The organism is Vibrio sp. Sgm 5 (genome assembly GCF_026241575.1).
Classification (GTDB): domain Bacteria; phylum Pseudomonadota; class Gammaproteobacteria; order Enterobacterales; family Vibrionaceae; genus Vibrio; species Vibrio jasicida.
The window spans coordinates 16,487-36,874 of sequence record NZ_JAPHPY010000024.1; the positions used below are offsets into that span (position 1 = coordinate 16,487).

The window sequence follows — 20,388 nt, forward strand, 5'->3', positions numbered from 1 at the left end:
TTTTGTACTCCTTGCCAGTAAAGGGCTGGAGTTAGTTATCCACCAAAATTGTGGATAACTATGTTGATGAGATCTGAGTAAAGATCATTGTTATGCAACTGGGTGTGTTTTGTGTGAATTTTTACGCGAGAATATTCACTGATTAGTCAAGTAAAACAGTGATTTATTAAATTTGCTATGAAATCAATTAAAGTGGATAAAATTTACACTTTTGGGGATAAAGGATGATTTTTGTGTTTTTTGGGGAAAACTTGTGGAAATTATAACGTGATGAGTGCAGACGCTTCATCGACTAGGGCGAAAGACTATATCAGAACGTGTTAAATAAGGCTAGATCAAAGTAGAGAAAGCACAAAATTTAATAGTAATGAGCTATAAATCATAGATAGACGTAGATTTCATCTTTGAAGGTGTATATATATACAGCCAAAGTGCAGTAATTTTGAGGAAGGGTATGAGTAAAGTTTATGAACTGGTCTCTGATTATCAACCATCTGGTGATCAACCAACAGCCATCAAGCAGTTGCTAGAAGGGTTAGATTCCGGTCTTGCCCACCAAACACTCTTAGGTGTAACGGGGTCTGGTAAAACATTTACATTAGCGAATGTTATTGCAGAAGCGCAACGACCAGCGATTCTACTCGCACCCAATAAAACACTTGCTGCTCAGTTGTATGGTGAAATGAAGTCTTTCTTCCCCAATAACGCGGTGGAGTATTTTGTTTCGTACTATGACTACTACCAACCGGAAGCGTATGTTCCGACCACGGATACCTTCATAGAGAAAGACGCGTCAGTTAACGCGCACATTGAACAAATGCGTTTGTCCGCTACAAAAGCACTACTAGAACGTAAAGATGCCATTATTGTCGCGTCGGTATCGGCTATCTATGGTTTGGGTGACCCTGAATCGTATCTACAAATGATGTTGCACCTGCGTCGCGGTGATGTGATTGATCAGCGCGATATGCTACGCCGCCTTGCAGAGTTGCAATACTCACGCAATGACGTCGCATTTGAACGCGGTCAGTTCCGTGTTCGTGGTGAGGTGATTGACATCTTCCCGGCCGAGTCAGATCAAGATGCTGTACGTGTAGAAATGTTTGATGATGAAGTGGATTGCATTAGCGTATTTGATCCATTGACTGGGGTCGTAAAGCAACGCGATTTACCTCGTTACACCATTTATCCTAAAACGCACTATGTTACGCCACGCGAGCGTATTTTAGATGCAATTGAAAGCATTAAAGTTGAGTTAGAAGTTCGTAAGAAACAACTACTAGACAATAACAAGTTGTTGGAAGAACAGCGTATCAGCCAACGTACTCAATTCGATATTGAGATGATGAACGAATTGGGTTTCTGTTCAGGTATCGAAAACTACTCTCGTTACTTGAGTGGTCGTGCCGAGGGTGAGCCGCCACCGACACTATTTGATTACTTGCCTCACGATGGTTTGTTGATCATCGACGAGTCGCACGTGACGGTTCCGCAAATCGGTGCCATGTATAAAGGCGACCGTTCGCGTAAAGAAACGCTGGTGGAATTTGGCTTCCGTTTACCTTCTGCTTTAGACAATCGTCCGATGAAATTTGAGGAATTTGAGTCGATCTCACCACAAACTATTTTCGTGTCGGCAACTCCAGGCAATTACGAATTAGAAAAATCTGCAGATGAAATTGCCGATCAAGTCGTGCGCCCAACGGGTCTGCTTGATCCTGAATTAGAAGTTCGCCCAGTGGCAACTCAGGTCGATGACTTGTTGTCTGAGATTCGAATTAGAGCGGCGAAAGACGAGCGTGTTTTGGTAACTACACTAACCAAACGTATGGCAGAAGACTTAACGGAATACCTGCATGAGCATGATGTTCGAGTGCGTTACCTTCACTCAGACATCGATACTGTCGAGCGAGTCGAGATCATTCGAGATCTGCGTTTGGGTGAGTTTGATGTGCTGGTTGGGATCAACTTGTTACGAGAAGGTCTTGATATGCCAGAGGTATCACTGGTGGCGATTCTTGATGCGGATAAAGAGGGCTTCTTACGTTCAGAGCGTTCTTTGATTCAGACCATTGGCCGTGCGGCACGAAATATCAAAGGTCGAGCGATTTTGTATGCAGACTCGATTACAAAATCGATGAAAAAAGCAATGGATGAAACGGATCGTCGTCGTGAGAAACAGAAAGCTTACAACGCAGAGATGGGTATTGAGCCTCAGTCTCTGAAACGCAATATCAAAGACATCATGGAATTGGGTGATATTACTAAATCTAAGCGCCAGCGTAATACCAAGCAGGTACCGTTATCTAAGGTGGCAGAACCTTCGCAGTCTTACGACGTGATGTCACCACAGCAATTGGAAAAAGAGATCAGTCGTTTAGAAGCTGCGATGTACCAACATGCTCAAGATCTTGAGTTTGAATTGGCCGCACAAAAACGCGATGAGATAGAGAAACTACGAGCGCAGTTTATTGCCAATAGTTAACTCTTTAGGCCTACCAAAACCCGAGTGCTTTTGTATTTGGGTTTTATATTTCCCCCAAAAAACAGACAAAAAAGAAGCCAATAGGCAGTCGGGTCTATTGGCTTGTTTTGTGAACATATCGTTCACTAACAACGTCAGTTGGCTAGGTGACCCGAGGGGTCATTAAACAAACAGCATGGTTTGTGCCATATTTTAACCTGTTGATATTCGGTTTAATTTGTTTAGAATACCCACAATCTAACGAATGTTTATTTGCAAAATGCAAAGCGTAATGCGATTATTATTTAAAACACAACAAAAAATCGGCTAGGCTATGCAACAAATAACAGAAGGTCAAAAGTCACGTTACCTATTAATGGTCGAAGATACCGCTTCCGTTGCGGCATTGTACCGTTCTTACCTAACGCCACTCGGCATTGATATCAATATTGTTGGAACAGGCAGAGATGCAATCGAAAGCCTGAATCACCGTATTCCGGATCTTATTCTTCTCGATCTTCGTCTGCCAGATATGACGGGGATGGACGTATTGCACGCGGTGAAGAAAAGTCACCCTGATGTGCCAATTATTTTCATGACTGCTCACGGTTCTATCGATACCGCGGTAGAGGAGATGCGTCATGGCTCTCAAGATTTCTTAATCAAACCCTGTGAGGCTGATCGGCTGCGCGTAACGGTAAATAACGCGATTCGTAAGGCAACGAAATTAAAGAATGAAGCCGACAACCCAGGTAACCAAAACTACCAAGGCTTCATCGGCAGTAGCCAAACCATGCAGCAGGTTTACCGCACCATTGACTCGGCAGCGAGCAGTAAAGCCAGTATCTTCATTACTGGTGAAAGTGGTACTGGTAAAGAGGTGTGTGCCGAGGCGATTCACGCAGCAAGTAAACGTGGCGATAAGCCGTTTATTGCGATCAACTGTGCTGCTATCCCTAAAGACTTGATCGAAAGTGAGTTGTTTGGCCACGTTAAAGGTGCGTTTACCGGAGCAGCAAATGACCGTCAAGGTGCAGCTGAACTGGCTGACGGCGGGACGTTGTTCCTTGATGAACTATGTGAAATGGACTTGGATTTACAAACCAAGTTATTGCGTTTCATCCAGACGGGTACGTTCCAAAAAGTAGGCTCTTCTAAGATGAAGAGTGTGGATGTTCGCTTTGTGTGTGCGACTAACCGCGACCCGTGGAAAGAAGTACAAGAAGGCCGTTTTCGTGAAGACTTGTATTACCGCCTTTACGTGATTCCTTTACATTTGCCGCCACTACGCGAACGTGGTGAAGACGTGATCGAAATTGCGTATTCTTTGCTGGGTTATATGTCTCACGAGGAAGGCAAGAGTTTTATTCGTTTTGCACAAGATGTGATTGAACGTTTCAACAGTTACGAATGGCCGGGTAACGTTCGTCAGTTGCAAAACGTGTTGCGTAATATCGTGGTACTGAACAACGGCAAAGAAATTACTCTGGACATGCTACCACCACCACTGAATCAACCGGTGGTTCGTCAATCGATTTCAAAATTTATTGAACCTGAAATCATGACGGTGTCAGACATTATGCCGCTTTGGATGACTGAAAAAATGGCCATCGAGCAGGCGATTCAGGCGTGTGATGGCAATATTCCACGCGCTGCGGGTTACTTAGATGTCAGCCCTTCAACCATATATCGCAAGTTGCAAGCTTGGAATAATAGGGAAGAAAAACAAAACGTATGAGCATGGATGTATTGAATCAGCAAAAAATCGACGAATTGGCCGCGGAAATTGGCCTAGATAACGTTCCTATTTTGCTGGATATTTTCCTCGGAGAAATGGATGTCTATATCACCAACTTGTCGCAATACCAAGGCAGTGAGCAACTGATCTATCTAAAGGAAATCAGTCATGCTTTAAAAAGCAGTGCCGCCAGTTTTGGGGCTGATCGCTTGTGTGATTTGGCCGTAGCGATTGATAAGAAAGCTAAATCAGGTGAGTTAGTAGAAGGGGGGGGAGACATTACTTCGATGTTAAACTTGCTTCACATTACTCGTGATGCGTATCGTTTATGGACGCAGTAGCCCTGTATTAAACCTTGTAAAAACAAAGCCCTTCACGTCGGTGAAGGGCTTTGTCATTTTATACGCTCAGGTGCCTCAATTGTAGGCCACTTCTTGTGTTATTTTGCAACCAATTGGTTTTCAATCGCTAACTTAAGTTTGTCACGATCATGACGCCAGTCGCGGTTGGTAGACGCCAATGACTCGGTGACCACATTCCAGTTATCCAGAACCTCTTGATCGGTTTCCTCTGCAAGTACGACATCAATCTGTCTGCCTTGGCATGCTCGCTCACACCATTCCAGCTTTTGTTTCATCGTCATGCGACCCGCTGGACCATATTCTGGACTAAGGTTCGCCACAAAAATGACTTTTGCTTTTTGGTTCGCTGCGATTGCTTTCCCCAATTCAGGTAAGAGTAGCGGTGGCATGATACTCGTTAGGAAGCTACCAGGGCCGAGGATGATGGCGTCAGCTTCTGCAAGAGCGGTTACCGCCTCTTTTGTTGCTGGCACTTCTGGTGAAAGGTCTAATCGGCGAAGATCTTTATCCATTTCATCCACATTAGTTTCACCTGTTACCCATTGCCCATCTACAGACAAAGCAGTGAGGTCGGAAGGATGTTCAGACATAGGAAGAATGTTGACATCGACTTTCAACATATTGCGAATCAGATTGATCGCGTCTAAAGGGCGGACGGAGAGGTTATCCAATGCCGTGAGCATCAGGTTCCCCAAGTTGTGGCCATCTAATTCACCAGTCCCTTTAAAGCGGTACTCAAACATCATCGAGCTGATCGATGGCTCTGTGATCAACTGGTTGATACAGTTTCGTGTATCGCCCCAAGCTATTCCGCCTTGACAATGGCGGATACGGCCAGTTGATCCGCCGTTGTCAGTGGTTGCCACAATGCCCGTTGCATTGCTGCCAAAATCATTAAGTGCGGCCAGCATTCGACCTAAACCGTGACCACCGCCAACTGCGACCACTTTCTTATTGGTGTAGATATTCATTACGTTCTTCTAATAATCTTGTAAAAAGCGACTACAATTTATCTTAATGAGTGTCTTAACGGTACTCACTTAGCGGTAAATTGTGTTTCTAGAGAGTTTTTTATCACTCTGCTCTGGATTCCATTACAAATTTTAAGTATTTTACACGGCAAAGCTATCAGGGGGCTTTCCTCTGGTTGCCATAACTCCGAGCTCACTATGCTAAGTCTAATGATAGGCGTTTTGAGCCAGTGACATACTGTCACAAGGGCATAATTGGAAATGATTATGCCTCCCGTGTTTGGAAAGGTGTTCCGTGGCGCAACAATTCGAAGACAAATTTCATCGTAAGTTCTATTACTTGCGTCTGTCTGTGACCGACGTTTGTAATTTTAAATGTACCTATTGCCTTCCTGACGGCTACAAGCCATCGGGCAATAAAAACTCGTCTTTTTTATCTCTACCAGAGATCAATCGTGTCGTAAGAGCGTTTGCAGATTGTGGTACCTCAAAGGTACGCATCACTGGTGGTGAGCCGAGTTTACGCAAAGACTTTACTGACATTATCCACTCTGTCGCAACCACGCCGGGTATCAAAAAAGTCGCAACAACGACAAACGGTTACCGCATGGCGAAGCACGTTGCTGACTGGCGTGAAGCTGGCTTGACCAACATCAACGTAAGCGTGGATAGTTTAGACCCTCGCATGTTCCATCAAATCACGGGTGAAAATAAGTTCACTGAAGTGATGAATGGTATCGAACGCGCGTTTGAAGTGGGTTACGAGCAAGTCAAAGTTAACGTGGTACTAATGAAAGACCTCAACCACAACGAACTGCCCGCATTCCTTAACTGGATTAAAGATCGTCCAATTCAACTGCGTTTTATCGAATTAATGCAGACTGGTGAAATGGATGATTTGTTTGCGAAACACCATGTTTCTGGTGTTGCTATTCGAAATCAATTAATTGCTAACGGTTGGTTACTCAAAGTTCGTTCTCATAATGATGGCCCTGCACAAGTGTTTGTTCATCCGGACTATAAGGGCGAAATCGGTCTTATCATGCCTTATGAAAAAGACTTCTGTGAGAGCTGTAACCGACTTCGCGTCTCTGCTAAAGGTAAACTGCACCTGTGTCTGTTCGGCGATCATGGCGTAGAGTTACGGGACCTATTAGAACGTGATGACCAAGAAAATGAATTGATTGAGCGTATTCAAGCCCAGCTGCAAACAAAATCGGTCAGTCACTTCTTGCATGACGGCAATACGGGTATGACGCCACATCTTGCGTCTATCGGCGGTTAAATTCAGATTTTACATTGGGAGCTGACGTGGCTTCCGATGACTTTCCAGAATCGATACTTTGCGTATCAAAATCAAATTAAAGAATAGGTGAACAAATGGGTCACGCTGAAAGCAAATTTCAACCTGCAAACATTGCCGTTCTAACGGTATCTGACACGCGTACAGAAGAAAACGATACTTCAGGCGGCTATCTAGTTGAGCACGCAAAGGAAGCGGGTCATAACGTTGTTGATAAACAAATCGTTATCGATGATATGTACAAGATTCGTGCAATCGTTTCTCAATGGATTGCTGACGAAAACGTACAAGCAATTATGATCACTGGCGGTACAGGTTTTACTTCACGTGATAGTACTCCAGAAGCGCTTAAGCCACTATTTGACAAAGAAGTGGAAGGCTTTGGTGAATTGTTCCGTCAGGTGTCTTACGAAGAGATTGGTACATCAACCATTCAATCTCGCGCCATTGCGGGCTTTGCTAACCACACTGTTATCTTTGCAATGCCTGGTTCTACAGGTGCATGCCGCACGGGTTGGACGAAGATCATCAAGCAGCAGCTAGACGCGAGTCACCGCCCTTGTAACTTCATGCCACACTTATCTGTATAACCTTTCCTAAAAGCGAAGGAACAACAATGACCCAATTTACACATATCAATGCGTCTGGCGAAGCTAACATGGTCGACGTGTCTGCAAAAGCGGAAACCGTTCGTGAAGCGCGCGCAGAAGCATTTGTACACATGGCGCCAGAAACATTGCAACTGATTGTTTCAGGCCAACACCACAAAGGTGATGTGTTTGCAACCGCGCGTATTGCTGGTATTCAAGCGGCAAAGAAAACATGGGACCTGATCCCACTTTGTCACCCTTTATTGCTTTCTAAAGTTGAAGTCCAGCTAGAAGCGATTGAAGCGGAGAATAAAGTACGTATCGAATCAGTATGTAAGCTGGCGGGTAAGACAGGCGTGGAAATGGAAGCGCTTACTGCCGCTTCTGTTGCTGCACTGACAATTTATGATATGTGTAAAGCGGTGCAAAAAGACATGGTTATCGAGCAAGTCCGCTTATTAGAGAAAACGGGTGGCAAATCTGGGCATTTCAAGGCGGAATCATGATTAAAGTACTTTTCTTTGCTCAAACACGAGAGTTAGTTGGTATCGATGGTCTTGAGCTCGAAGGCGCGTTTGATAACGTTGAAGCGATTCGTGCACATTTAGTGGATGCTGGTGTAAATAAAGAGGGTAAATGGGACCTTGCGCTTGAGCCGGGTAAACTGCTTGCCGCAGTAAACCAGTCTATTGTTCCGCTAGACGCTGAAGTGAAATCAGGTGACGAAGTTGCCTTCTTCCCACCAGTAACAGGGGGCTAAAATGGATCCTCGCGTTTCAGTGCAAGCTGAAGACTTCTCTGTTGATCAAGAATACCAGCGTCTATCAGAAGGGACAGCCTCTGGTGCTGTGGTCACTTTCATCGGTAAAGTTCGTGATATGAACCTAGGTGATAATGTCATTGGCCTTCATTTAGAACATTATCCTGGCATGACAGAGAAAAGCCTGATCGATATCTGTGACGAAGCCGAATCGCGTTGGCCGTTATTGGGCATCCGTGTAATTCATCGTGTTGGCGATCTCGACACTGGTGATCAAATCGTTTTTGTTGGTGTTTCTAGTGCCCATCGAGGTGCTGCCTTTGATGCTTGTGAGTTTGTTATGGACTATTTAAAGACCAAAGCACCTTTCTGGAAAAAAGAACGCACGACCAGTGAAAATCGCTGGATCGAGTCACGTGATACGGACCATCAAGCAGCGCAACGCTGGGAGAAGTAGAACTCTTATTTGTTCTACAGCTTAATCCTAAAAGGTCAGATGTATAGAGCAGCTGGCCTTTTTTCTTTTTTACTCTGCCAAGTTATCTCCAATCCAATTCTCCAGCGTGCGTAAAAGCCGTGTATTCCTCCATTTTTGCTCCCGGTGACCTTGTTCACAATAAAAAATATCAAACAAGATATATGCAATTATTAATTAGACTCAATGTGTCATAAATGTTAATTTTTGTTCATATATCTAGCATAAGATGCTATCAAAGAGTTTGATTTTAGAGTTATCGAAAGTTTAAGCTGCCAAATGGATGCTTGAATCCTTATTTCGCTAGGCAATACTTTTTGATTAGTATTTATTGCTAAATATGAGCACTAATTACAGAATTATTAGTTTTTTTGCTACATTTTTATGGCAAATTACTTTGAGGATTGCTAATGTGTGCCGCAGTCTTTGTAAGGTTTTAGACGTTTATGCTCAAAAAGTGCACTAAAAAGTTCTAAAATGCTGACCGTTCCAGTCCCTTGCAAAGAAGTCATGGATGCTAATGAAAAACTTGGAGTTTTACGCATGTATAAGAACAAAATCACTAAAGCCCTTCTTCTAGGTGCTGGTTTGGCAGTGGCTGCCACTTCAACTACCGCTTTCTCTGCTGATGTTCCAGCAGGCACTAAACTTGCTGACAAACAAGAACTCGTTCGTGGTAACGGTACTGAAGTTGCGACAATTGACCCGCATAAATCTCAAGGTGTTCCTGAATCTCATGTGATTCGTGATCTTCTTGAAGGCTTAGTGAATCAAAATGCAGATGGCGATACTATCCCAGGTGTTGCAGAAAGTTGGGAAACGACAGACAACAAAACGTTTACTTTCCACTTACGCAAAGATGCAAAATGGTCTAACGGCGACCCTGTAACAGCGCAAGATTTCGTATACAGCTGGCAGCGTGCTGTCGATCCAGCAACGGCTTCGCCTTACTCTTGGTACATGGAATACACCAAGATGAAAAATGCGAAAGACATCGTTGCAGGTAAAAAAGACAAGAGCGAGCTGGGTGTTAAAGCGACTGATGATCACACGCTTGTCGTTGAGCTAGACACTGCGGTTCCTTACTTCGTAATGATGGCTGGCCACACAACAATGAAGCCAGTGCACAAAGCAACAGTCGAAAAGTTTGGCGACCAATGGACAAAACCTGAAAACTTCGTAGGTAACGGTGCATACGTCGTAAACAAGTGGGTAGTGAACGAGCGTCTTGAACTTGTACGTAACGAACAGTACTGGGATAACGATAAGACCGTTATCAACAAAGTTACGTACCTTCCAATCGAGAACGGCGTTGCTGAAATGAACCGTTTCCTATCTGGTGAAATCGACTTCACGTCTAAACTGCCAACTGAGCACTTTAAGCGTTTGAAGAAAGAATACCCAGAGTCAGTATCGGTTGAAGGTAGCCTATGTACTTACTACTACTCATTCAATACGAAGAAAGAACCATTTAACGATGTTCGTGTACGTAAGGCGATCTCTTACGCGATTGACCGTAACATCGTAGCAAACGCAATTCTTGGCCAAGGCCAGAAACCTGCTTACTTCCTAACGCCTGAAATTACAGCGCACTTCAACCCTGAGCTACCAGCTTACGGTAAAATGACGCAAAAAGAGCGTAACGAAGAAGCGGCACGTCTACTTGCAGAAGCGGGCTACGGCAAAGACAACCCTCTTAAATTCTCTCTTCTATACAACACAGATGAGAACCACAAGAAACTGGCGGTAGCGCTAGGTTCAATGTGGAAGAAAACTCTGGGTCTAGACGTAACGCTAGAAAACCAAGAGTGGAAAACTTACCTATCTACGAAAGACCAAGGTGATTTCGAAGTAGCACGCGCAGGTTGGTGTGGTGACTACAACGAAGCATCTTCATTCCTAACCCTTATGGTTAGCTCGAACACTACGGGTGGTCAGCACTGGGGTAATAAAGAGTACGATGCTCTGATCGACAAAGCGATTAAATCGACTTCAGAAGAAGAGCGTACCAAAATTTACCTAGAAGCTGAGCAGCTAATGGCGAAAGATATGCCTATCGCGCCTATCTACCAGTACGTTCGTTCTCGTCTACTAAATCCGCATGTTGGTGGTTTCCCAGCAAATAACGCGGAAGAAAAGATCTACTCAAAAGATCTTTACATCAAAGCAGACTAATAAAGTCGCTTCAAGACTATAAGAAAAAGGCCCACACGTCCTAATCACTGGACGTGCGGTGCCTATCATCAAATTTTTAACTGTCACAGACTGAAAGAGTGAGTTTATGCTTAAATTCATCGCAAAAAGGATATTTGAGGCGATCCCAACTATGTTGGTTTTGATCACCGTATCTTTCTTTCTCATGCGTTTCGCACCGGGTAACCCATTCTCGAGCGAGCGTCCATTACCGCCAGAAGTTATGGCGAACATCGAAGCTAAATACGGCCTAGATAAGCCAGTATTTGAGCAATATACGACTTATCTGACCAACGTTCTCCAAGGTGACTTTGGTCCTTCATTTAAATACTTAGACTACACAGTAAACGAACTGATCTCGGTTGCTCTTCCTGTGTCAGCAAAGGTAGGTTTCATTGCCTTTATCTTTACTGTCATTCTTGGGGTAAGCATAGGGACGATCGCAGCCCTCAAACAAAATACTTGGGTGGATTATGTGATCATGTCGACCGCCATGCTCGGGGTGGTTATGCCCTCATTTGTATTGGCGCCCGCTTTAATCTATCTGTTCTCGTTGCACTGGAACTTATTCCCTGCCGGCGGTTGGAATGATGGCGGATGGCAATACCTCGTACTCCCAGTTATCGGTATGTCACTACTCTATGTCGCGACGTTTGCTCGTATCACCCGTGGCTCGATGATAGAAACGTTGAACAGTAACTTTATTCGTACAGCACGTGCGAAAGGTCTAAGCTACCGTTACATCGTTATCAAACACGCGCTAAAACCAGCACTACTTCCTGTTGTGTCATATATGGGGCCTGCCTTCGTAGGTATCATCACAGGTTCGGTTGTTATCGAGACCATCTTTGGTCTACCTGGTATCGGCAAGTTATTCGTCAATGCTGCTTTCAACCGTGACTACTCGCTAGTAATGGGGGTAACCATCCTGATTGGTTTCCTATTCATTCTATTCAACGCCATCGTTGATATTCTACTAGCAATGATTGACCCGAAAATTCGCTACTAACAGGGAAGTATGGTTATGTTAACGAAAAAAGAGAATCTTGAAGCGGTCGAGAAATTTGCAGAGAACCTGGAAGTTGAAGGCCGTAGTTTGTGGCAAGACGCCCGTATCCGCTTTATGCGTAACAAAGCGGCAATGGTGAGCTTGTTCATTCTTACATTGATGACACTGGCGGTAATCTTTTTACCAATGATTGCCCCATACACATTTGATGACACTGACTGGTATGCGATGCACGTCGGTCCAAGTGCTGAACACTGGTTTGGCACGGACAGCTTAGGCCGTGACCTTTATGTGCGTACGCTGATTGGCGGTCGTATCTCTCTAATGGTTGGTGTTCTAGGTGCATTGGTTGCGGTTGTGATTGGTACGCTTTACGGTGCGGCTTCTGGTTTCATCGGAGGTAAAGTTGACCGTATCATGATGCGTATTCTTGAAATCCTATACGCGGTTCCGTTCATGTTCCTAGTTATCGTACTGGTAACATTCTTCGGTCGTAATATTGTTCTTATCTTCGTCGCTATCGGTGCTATTGCGTGGCTAGATATGGCTCGTATCGTACGCGGTCAAACGCTAAGTCTACGTAGTAAAGAGTTTATTGAAGCGGCACACGTTTGTGGTGTGAGTAATTGGAAAATCATCACTCGCCATATCGTTCCAAACGTACTGGGTATTGTCGCGGTTTACTCGACACTGCTTATCCCAAGCATGATTCTGACAGAATCATTCCTTTCATTCCTTGGTCTTGGTGTTCAAGAACCGATGACAAGTTGGGGCGCACTTCTACAAGAAGGTTCGCAAACAATGGAAGTAGCAATCTGGCAGCTGGCGTTCCCAGCAGCGTTCATGGTTGTGACTCTATTCTGCTTCAACTACGTCGGTGATGGCCTGCGCGATGCGCTGGATCCAAAAGACAGATAATTAAAAATAGAAAGAATAAAGGAAGCAATGATGAGTTTATTAGATGTCAAAGATCTGCGCGTAGAATTTACCACTCAAGATGGTATCGTGACCGCAGTAAACGATTTGAACTTCTCTCTAAACCAAGGCGAAACCCTAGGTATCGTAGGTGAGTCGGGTTCAGGTAAATCACAAACCGTATTCGCTATCATGGGTTTGCTAGCGAAGAACGGTATCATTTCTGGTAGCGCGAAGTTTGAAGGAAACGAGATCCTTAATCTGCCAGAAAAAGCACTGAACAAGGTTCGTGCAGAACAGATCGCGATGATATTCCAAGACCCAATGACGTCTCTTAACCCATACATGAAAGTTAGTGATCAGCTGATGGAAGTTCTGATGCTACACAAAGGTATGGGCAAGGCAGAAGCGTTCGAAGAGTCTGTTCGTATGCTTGAAGCGGTAAAAATTCCAGAAGCTCGCAAGCGTATCACTATGTACCCACACGAGTTCTCAGGCGGTATGCGTCAGCGTGTAATGATCGCCATGGCGCTGCTGTGTCGTCCAAAACTGCTTATTGCGGATGAACCAACCACGGCATTGGACGTAACGGTTCAAGCGCAGATCATGGATCTATTGAACGAGCTTAAATCCGAGTTCAATACCGCAATTATCATGATCACGCACGATCTTGGTGTTGTAGCGGGCTCTTGTGACAAAGTACTCGTAATGTACGCTGGTCGAACTATGGAGTACGGCACAGTAAACGAGATTTTCTACAACCCAAGCCACCCGTATGCGGAAGGTCTATTAAAAGCGATTCCTCGTCTAGATACAGAAGGCGAGATCCTGCCAACAATTCCAGGTAACCCGCCAAACTTACTGCGTCTGCCACCTGGTTGCCCTTACCAAGAGCGTTGCCACCGCGTGATGGATCGTTGTAAACGCGAAGCACCAATCTTGACACCATTTGGTGATGGTCGTCAGCGTGCATGTTTTTCTGAATGGGAGGCTTGGAGCAAATGAGTACAGATAAAAAACTAATTCTGGATGTGTCTGATCTGAAAGTTCACTTCAGCATTGCATCGAAATCAGCGTGGCCTTGGTCAAAGCCTTCGAGCTTAAAAGCGGTAGACGGCGTAAATGTTCGTCTGTACGAAGGCGAGACTCTTGGTGTAGTAGGTGAGTCTGGTTGTGGTAAGTCTACGTTTGCTCGCGCGATCATTGGTCTTGTTGAAGCTACCGACGGTGAAGTGGTTTGGTTGGGTCAAGACCTGACGAAAATGAAAGACGTTCAACGCCGCGAAACGCGTAAAGAAATCCAAATGATTTTCCAAGATCCTTTGGCTTCTTTGAACCCGCGTATGACAGTGGGCGACATCATCGCTGAGCCGCTAGAGACATTCTACCCAGAACTGACTAAGCAAGAAGTGAAGGACCGCGTTAAAGAGATGATGGCGAAGGTAGGTCTATTACCTAACGTGATCAACCGTTACCCACACGAATTCTCAGGCGGTCAGTGTCAGCGTATCGGTATTGCTCGTGCTCTTATTCTAAAGCCTAAGATGATCATTTGTGACGAGCCAGTATCGGCGCTTGATGTATCGATTCAGGCTCAGGTAGTTAACCTACTGAAAGAGCTACAAAAAGAGCTTGGTCTTTCTTTGGTATTTATCGCGCACGATTTGTCCGTTGTGAAGCACATCTCTGATCGTGTACTGGTTATGTATCTTGGTAATGCGGTTGAGCTCGGTGAATCAGACGCTTTATTTGCCGATCCAAAGCACCCATACACTCGTGCCTTGATGTCAGCGGTTCCAATTCCTGATCCGGAGTTAGAGCGCAACAAAAAGATTCAAATGCTAGAAGGGGACTTACCGTCACCTATTAGCCCACCATCGGGTTGTGTTTTCCGCACTCGTTGCCCACAAGCGACGGATGAGTGCTCGAAGACTAAACCAAATATCCAAGGCTCTGATGTTCACGCAGTTTCCTGTTTGAACGTAGCGATATAATCTAATTCAGCCTGTGACGGGCTTAAGCGCGGCTCCTTTTATAGGGTCGCGCTTTTTTTATGCCTACGATTTTTGTTGGTTTAAGTTCATTCGAAATTCTTGAACAAGATGTACTAAGTGAACGGATTCTAAGCCCAGTATGAATCGCTAATATAGTAGAAGACAAGATATGAGGAAAGCAGTTATGGGTAAGTTAGTTGAAGGCGTTTGGCAAGACGTATGGTATGACACTAAATCAAGCAGTGGGAAGTTCGTTCGTGAAGATGCGGGTTTTCGCCAGTGGGTAAAGAATAAACCGGATGCAACATTCCAACCTGAGTCAGGCCGTTACCACCTTTATGTTTCGCTTGCTTGTCCGTGGGCACATCGCACACTGATCTTCCGCAAACTCAAAGGTTTGGAAAAACACATAGACGTCACGGTCGTTTGCCCAGATATGCTAAGTGAGGGCTGGCAGATGGGGTTGCCAGAGCCACTGTTTGGTCATACTCGAATGCACCAAATCTACACTCAAGCCAAGTCTGATTACACAGGTCGCGTTACTGTTCCGGTTTTATGGGATAAAAAGACCAACACCATCGTGTCGAATGAATCGTCTGAAATCATCCGAATGTTTAACACCGAGTTTAACGATTTAACGGGGAACAAAGATGACTACTACCCAGAGCAACTTCAAAGTGTGATCGACCAGTGGAACGACTACATTTATCCGAACGTGAATAACGGTGTTTACCGTTGTGGGTTTGCGACAACGCAAGAGGCGTACGAAGAGGCGTTTGATTCATTGTTCGCAGCACTGGATAAAATCGATGCTCATCTTGCGACGCATCGCTACCTAGCGGGCAACAAAATCACCGAAGCCGACTGGCGCTTGTTTACGACTCTTGTTCGCTTTGACGCAGTATACGTAGGCCATTTCAAATGTAATAAACAACGCATTGCCGACTACGCAAACATTCAAGGCTATTTGAAAGAGCTATACCAAGTAGAAGGTGTGGCAGAAACTACAGACTTCTACCACATTAAGCGTCACTACTATTTCAGTCATACGGGTATCAACCCTACGCAAGTGGTACCAAAAGGCCCGGCGATAGATTTGGATTCGCTCCATGGTCGGGACCTAATTTAAAATTTAAGCTCTCCGAGAAACGCGCCATTTGATTTGGCGCGTTTTCTTTTTCTCAATATCTTCCCACCGTCACACCTTATTCCTTATGAACACATAAACTGATGATATAACAACCGATCTTGGACTGAGGTGGGGTATGGACGTCAATGAGTTTGTCAGTGGTGAGCATCTAATTTGGAATCTGTTTATTGCCCTGTTATTAGGCGCAATTGTCGGAACCCAACGCGGTTGGGTAATGCGTAACAGTGTTGAAGGCAGTCGAGTTGCGGGGATTCGCACTTTCTCTTTGGTGGGGCTACTTGGCGGCCTGATCGGTATTCTTGCTAAGATCTACACGCCTTTGTTACTTGGCTTTGCTCTTATTGCTTTGGTTATTCTTGCTTGTATTGCATTTGTGATTCAGCAAAAAAAGAGCGAGGACATCAGCATTACAGGTGTGGTCAGTTTAGTGATTACGTTTGTACTCGGTAGCCTGGCTGTTTCTGGTGAGGCCGTTCTTGCAGCAGCGGCGGCAGTTATCACTGCAGTTGTGCTGGACAATAAGAAAGAGCTTCATCAAGCGTTGCTGCGTTTACAAGAATATGAGTTGGATGCGGCTTTGCGTCTTCTGCTTATTTCCATCGTTTTATTGCCTCTTCTACCTAACCAAGCGTACGGTCCTTGGAAGGCACTGAATCCTTATGAGATTTGGTGGATGGTGGTGCTGATCGCCAGTATTTCATTTGTCGGTTATTTCGCGATTAAGATCGGCGGAGCGAAGCGGGGCATATTGTTTACGTCTGTCTTTGCTGGCTTAAGTTCTTCTACCGCACTTACGTTGCAGTTCTCTCATCTTTCACGTGAGCAGGAAGGTATCAGCCCTCTGCTCGCAAGCGGAATCTTGTTGAGTTGCGGCACTATGTTTCCTCGCTTGTTGATTGTCCTATCTGTTCTCAATCCTCAATTAGTCAGTCTGTTATGGCCGATAGTCTTGGTCATGATGATTGCACTTTATTTGCCGGCTTGGTGGATATGGCGTCGAAGTGAAGTCGAGAAAATAGAGCAATCGAACAAACAGACTAACCCGTTGGCGCTTCAATCGGCACTGTTCTTTGGTGTTGTGTTAGCGATCATTATGTTGTTATCTCATGCGCTTTCAGATTGGTTTGGTAGTGCGGGTATCTTAGTTCTATCTGCGGTGTCAGGGATTACGGATGTTGATGCCATTTCACTGACTTTAGGGCGTCAAAGTACTCAGTCATTGGCGATAGAGGTTGCTGTGCTCGGGATATTTATCGCGGCGTCAGTGAATACCATTGTTAAGATGGGGATGGTACTCATGATAGGTGCTCGTCAACTGTGGGCTAAGGTTGTTCCACCTATGTTGAGTGCGGTTTGTTTGGGTGGGCTTGTCTATTTGGTGCTTTAGAACAAATAACCGTCTGATGCAAAGACAATTTATTAGGTCGCGAGCTAGGTTCCAATCTGTACTTATCAATCAAGTAAAACTCATTCCTTTTTCTATACTGATTCACCAAGTGCTGGGCTTTCGTTCCAAGCGCTAGGAATCTGAACAAGGAAGAAACGATATGATTACTGTATTTCCAGGAGTGGTCGAAGGGACGGGCTTTAAATGGAAAACCGTGGAACAACCTATCACTAAATATAACGACGCTGTGGCCTATTTACGTCAATCTAGTGCGGCGGCAGCACTATTAGATTTTCTTTCGAGAGGCGAAGAGGTCACGTTGCTTTGTACAACTGATACTACCAGCAGCTTTTTTCCTGCAGAAATCGTAAAACAAGCAGGCTGCAATGTTCGCGGCAGTTTAGTGACTTGGAATCCTTTTGATAGCTTGAATGTAAACGACATTAAGCGCAATAAACCCGTTGGACGCAGTCGTGTGCCAAATAACAATGTATCTAGAGGGACGCAGTCACCAGCGGTTGGGCTTATTCATGAGTTTGGTCACGCGCGTCAATACATGTTGAAACGAGATTGGTTCATGACGCACTATCGTGCTGCCTCAAGTGGTAGCGATAGCGATCGACTCATCATAGAAAATGATAACTTGCTTACCGTAGAGTCCGTTGTTGCTCGCCAGCTCAATGAAGGTGTGCGTTGGAAGTATAGGGACATCGGATCGAGTAATACGAATTTGAACGTTCAGTATCAATTGAATCGTCCAATGGACCCGATTCTTGTATAGCAACATGAAATAAAAAACCTCGCCGTGGCGAGGTTTTTTCATTCAGAAAGGTGCGGTTAATTAGTTAACTGCTTTTTCTTTTGCTTGGTCAGCTTGATCTGCCTGAATCGCAGTTAGAGCAACTGTGTATACGATATCGTCTACTAGTGCACCGCGAGATAGATCGTTTACAGGCTTGCGCATACCTTGCAGCATTGGACCGATAGAAACTAGGTCTGCTGAACGTTGTACCGCTTTGTAAGTCGTGTTACCAGTGTTTAGGTCTGGGAATACGAATACTGTCGCTTTACCTGCAACTGGAGAGTTTGGTGCTTTAGAAGCAGCAACGTTTTCCATGATAGCCGCGTCGTACTGTAGAGGACCGTCGATTACTAGGTCTGGACGTTTCTCTTGAGCAAGTTTTGTTGCTTCACGTACTTTATCTACGTCTGCACCCTTACCAGATTCACCAGTAGAGTAAGAGATCATAGCAACGCGAGGGTCGATACCGAATGCCGCTGCAGAATCAGCAGATTGGATAGCGATTTCAGCAAGCTGTTCCGCTGTAGGATCTGGGTTGATCGCACAGTCACCGTAAACCAGTACTTGGTCAGGTAGCAGCATGAAGAATACAGAAGATACGATAGACGCATCAGGTGCAGTCTTGATGATTTGGAACGGAGGTACGATAGTGTTCGCTGTGGTGTGAACCGCACCAGAAACTAGACCGTCAACTTCGTCGTTCTCAAGCATCATAGTGCCAAGGAATACTGAATCTTGTAGCTTCTCACGAGCAACAACTTCAGTCATGCCTTTCGCGCCACGTAGCTCAACTAGACGAGCAACGTAGTTTTCACGAACTTCATCAGAGTTGATGATCGTTACGCCAGCACCTAGTGTTACACCTTGCTGCTCAGCAACGCGACGGATTTCGTCTGGGTTACCTAGAAGCACACATTCTGCAATGCCGCGCTCAGCACAGATCGCTGCAGCTTTCACTGTACGTGGCTCGTCACCTTCAGGAAGAACGATACGCTTGCCTGCTTTACGAGCGAATTCAGTTAGCTGGTAACGGAATGCTGGTGGGCTTAGACGACGAGACTTCTGAGTGCCCTCAGTCATAGACTCGATCCAGTTACCGTCGATGTGACCCGCAACGTGTTCGTTGATGAACTCGATACGCTCTTTATCGTCAGCAGGAACTTCGATGCTGAAGCTCTGTAGGTTTAGAGAAGTCTGCCAAGTGTTACCTTGTGCTTTGAAGATCGGCAGGCCTGTTTCGAATGCTGGCTTACATAGACCAGAAATCTCTTCAGGGATGTCGTAACCGCCAGTCAATAGAATAGCACCGATATCAACGCCGTTCATTGCCGCAAGTGCTGCTGCAACGATAACGTCTGGACGATCTGCTGAAGTAACAAGTAGAGAACCTGGTTTGAAGTGCTCAATCATGTTTGGCAGAGAACGTGCACAGAAAGTGATGCTCTTAATACGACGAGTCGCAATGTCACCTTCGTTGATGATGTCAGCATTTAGGTGCTGAGCCATATCAATAGCACGAGTAGCGATCAGATCGATGCTCCATGGCACACAACCTAGTACACGAATCGGAGAAGTGTTGAAGATTTCCATCACTTTCATTTCGTTTTGCTTCGCGCTGTCTGCATCGTCAAAGATTTCAGATAGGTCAGGGCGAGTACGGCCAGCTTCGTCAACAGGTGCGTTTAGCTTGTTGATGATAACGCCAGAGATGTTCTTGTTCTTAGTGCCACCGAAGTTAGAACATGCTACTTCGATGCGCTCTTTAAGTTGAGCTGGGTTATCGGTACCTGGAGTTGCAACAAGAACGATTTCCGCACCTAGAGTTGCTGCGATTTCCGCGTTCACTTGGTTAGCGAATGGGTGCTTACGAGTTGGTACTAGACCTTCGATAAGCGTCACGTCTGCGTCTTTGTTGATTTGGTTGTAACGTTCAACAACCGTTTCTAGCAGCTCGTCCATGTTGTCGTTACCGATTAGGCTTTCTGCAACAGACATCGCTAGAGGTTGACCGATCTTCATATCGCTGTTGTAACCAACGATTGTTGAAGTTAGATCAGGTTGATCGCCGCCAGAACGTGGCTGTGAAATTGGTTTGTAGAAAGAAACCTTAACGCCTTTGCGCTCCATAGCGCGAAGAACACCCATGCTTACGCTAGTTAGACCAACACCAGCACTTGCAGGGATAAGCATAATAGTACGAGACATTCGTAGAGTACCTTTAGCTATTGGGGGATAAAAGCTCAACTCTTATTCCATGAGGTTCAGAGAATAGGAG

18 protein-coding genes and 1 riboswitch are annotated in these 20,388 nt (G+C 45.1%); of the genes, 16 read left to right on the top strand and 2 right to left on the bottom strand.

Translation table 11 applies throughout. The features are described 5' to 3' along the window. The first annotated feature begins 454 nt into the window (after positions 1-454). The 3 genes from uvrB to luxU all read left to right on the top strand — a co-directional run bounded on the left by uvrB (position 455) and on the right by luxU (position 4,543). The gene (uvrB, locus tag OQJ86_RS14370; protein ID WP_095760643.1) at positions 455-2,485 is read left to right on the top strand and encodes an excinuclease ABC subunit UvrB; all 2,031 of its coding nucleotides are present in this window, start codon (positions 455-457) and stop codon (positions 2,483-2,485) included. A 313-nt stretch (positions 2,486-2,798) separates the two neighbouring features. After that, positions 2,799-4,202: a quorum-sensing sigma-54 dependent transcriptional regulator LuxO gene (gene luxO, locus OQJ86_RS14375; protein WP_265988174.1), complete on the top strand. Its 1,404-nt coding sequence runs from the start codon at positions 2,799-2,801 to the stop codon at positions 4,200-4,202. Then, complete coding sequence (gene luxU, locus OQJ86_RS14380) at positions 4,199-4,543, top strand: quorum-sensing phosphorelay protein LuxU (protein ID WP_080869631.1); 345 nt, start codon at positions 4,199-4,201, stop codon at positions 4,541-4,543. Before luxO ends, luxU begins: the two co-directional genes overlap by 4 nt. A 98-nt stretch (positions 4,544-4,641) precedes the next feature. Here luxU and OQJ86_RS14385 read toward each other — a convergent pair whose 3' ends face one another. Then, on the bottom strand, positions 4,642-5,535 hold the full coding sequence (locus OQJ86_RS14385) for a YvcK family protein (protein ID WP_038869348.1): 894 nt from the start codon (positions 5,533-5,535) through the stop codon (positions 4,642-4,644). Between the two features lie 173 nt (positions 5,536-5,708). Beyond that, a riboswitch (molybdenum cofactor riboswitch) is annotated at positions 5,709-5,842 on the top strand. Here OQJ86_RS14385 and moaA point away from each other — a divergent pair. The 13 genes from moaA (at position 5,831) to OQJ86_RS14450 (ending at position 18,092) form a co-directional block, all read left to right on the top strand. Then, positions 5,831-6,820, top strand: a complete 990-nt coding sequence (gene moaA / locus OQJ86_RS14390; RefSeq protein ID WP_038869349.1) for a GTP 3',8-cyclase MoaA — start codon at positions 5,831-5,833, stop codon at positions 6,818-6,820. It overlaps the preceding riboswitch by 12 nt. A gap of 95 nt (positions 6,821-6,915) precedes the next feature. Further along, complete coding sequence (gene moaB / locus OQJ86_RS14395) at positions 6,916-7,428, top strand: molybdenum cofactor biosynthesis protein B (protein WP_038869350.1); 513 nt, start codon at positions 6,916-6,918, stop codon at positions 7,426-7,428. A gap of 26 nt (positions 7,429-7,454) precedes the next feature. After that, positions 7,455-7,934 (top strand): cyclic pyranopterin monophosphate synthase MoaC, encoded by a 480-nt coding sequence (moaC, locus tag OQJ86_RS14400; RefSeq protein ID WP_038869352.1) that lies wholly within the window; start codon positions 7,455-7,457, stop codon positions 7,932-7,934. After that, on the top strand, positions 7,931-8,188 hold the full coding sequence (gene moaD / locus OQJ86_RS14405) for a molybdopterin synthase sulfur carrier subunit (RefSeq protein ID WP_045463993.1): 258 nt from the start codon (positions 7,931-7,933) through the stop codon (positions 8,186-8,188). The genes moaC and moaD overlap by 4 nt, the downstream gene beginning before the upstream one ends. A 1-nt stretch (position 8,189) precedes the next feature. Further along, positions 8,190-8,645, top strand: coding sequence for a molybdopterin synthase catalytic subunit MoaE (gene moaE, locus OQJ86_RS14410; RefSeq protein WP_038881598.1), 456 nt, complete (start codon positions 8,190-8,192; stop codon positions 8,643-8,645). A gap of 561 nt (positions 8,646-9,206) precedes the next feature. After that, complete coding sequence (locus OQJ86_RS14415; protein ID WP_038869516.1) at positions 9,207-10,838, top strand: ABC transporter substrate-binding protein; 1,632 nt, start codon at positions 9,207-9,209, stop codon at positions 10,836-10,838. Positions 10,839-10,944: 106 nt separating this feature from the next. Then, positions 10,945-11,865: an oligopeptide ABC transporter permease OppB gene (oppB, locus tag OQJ86_RS14420; RefSeq protein ID WP_038869362.1), complete on the top strand. Its 921-nt coding sequence runs from the start codon at positions 10,945-10,947 to the stop codon at positions 11,863-11,865. Between the two features lie 15 nt (positions 11,866-11,880). Then, positions 11,881-12,783 (top strand): oligopeptide ABC transporter permease OppC, encoded by a 903-nt coding sequence (oppC, locus tag OQJ86_RS14425; protein WP_038869373.1) that lies wholly within the window; start codon positions 11,881-11,883, stop codon positions 12,781-12,783. Positions 12,784-12,813: 30 nt separating this feature from the next. Further along, positions 12,814-13,785 (top strand): ABC transporter ATP-binding protein, encoded by a 972-nt coding sequence (locus tag OQJ86_RS14430; protein WP_038869383.1) that lies wholly within the window; start codon positions 12,814-12,816, stop codon positions 13,783-13,785. After that, complete coding sequence (oppF, locus tag OQJ86_RS14435; protein ID WP_038869392.1) at positions 13,782-14,774, top strand: murein tripeptide/oligopeptide ABC transporter ATP binding protein OppF; 993 nt, start codon at positions 13,782-13,784, stop codon at positions 14,772-14,774. The genes OQJ86_RS14430 and oppF overlap by 4 nt, the downstream gene beginning before the upstream one ends. 184 nt (positions 14,775-14,958) lie before the next feature. Beyond that, the gene (locus OQJ86_RS14440) at positions 14,959-15,903 is read left to right on the top strand and encodes a glutathione S-transferase family protein (RefSeq protein WP_038869397.1); all 945 of its coding nucleotides are present in this window, start codon (positions 14,959-14,961) and stop codon (positions 15,901-15,903) included. Between the two features lie 136 nt (positions 15,904-16,039). Next, complete coding sequence (locus OQJ86_RS14445) at positions 16,040-17,311, top strand: MgtC/SapB family protein (protein WP_265988175.1); 1,272 nt, start codon at positions 16,040-16,042, stop codon at positions 17,309-17,311. Between the two features lie 160 nt (positions 17,312-17,471). After that, positions 17,472-18,092 (top strand): hypothetical protein, encoded by a 621-nt coding sequence (locus tag OQJ86_RS14450; RefSeq protein WP_265988177.1) that lies wholly within the window; start codon positions 17,472-17,474, stop codon positions 18,090-18,092. A gap of 60 nt (positions 18,093-18,152) precedes the next feature. Here the strand turns inward: OQJ86_RS14450 and pta are convergent, their stop codons facing one another. After that, positions 18,153-20,318, bottom strand: coding sequence for a phosphate acetyltransferase (gene pta, locus OQJ86_RS14455; RefSeq protein WP_038869401.1), 2,166 nt, complete (start codon positions 20,316-20,318; stop codon positions 18,153-18,155). Positions 20,319-20,388 lie beyond the last annotated feature (70 nt).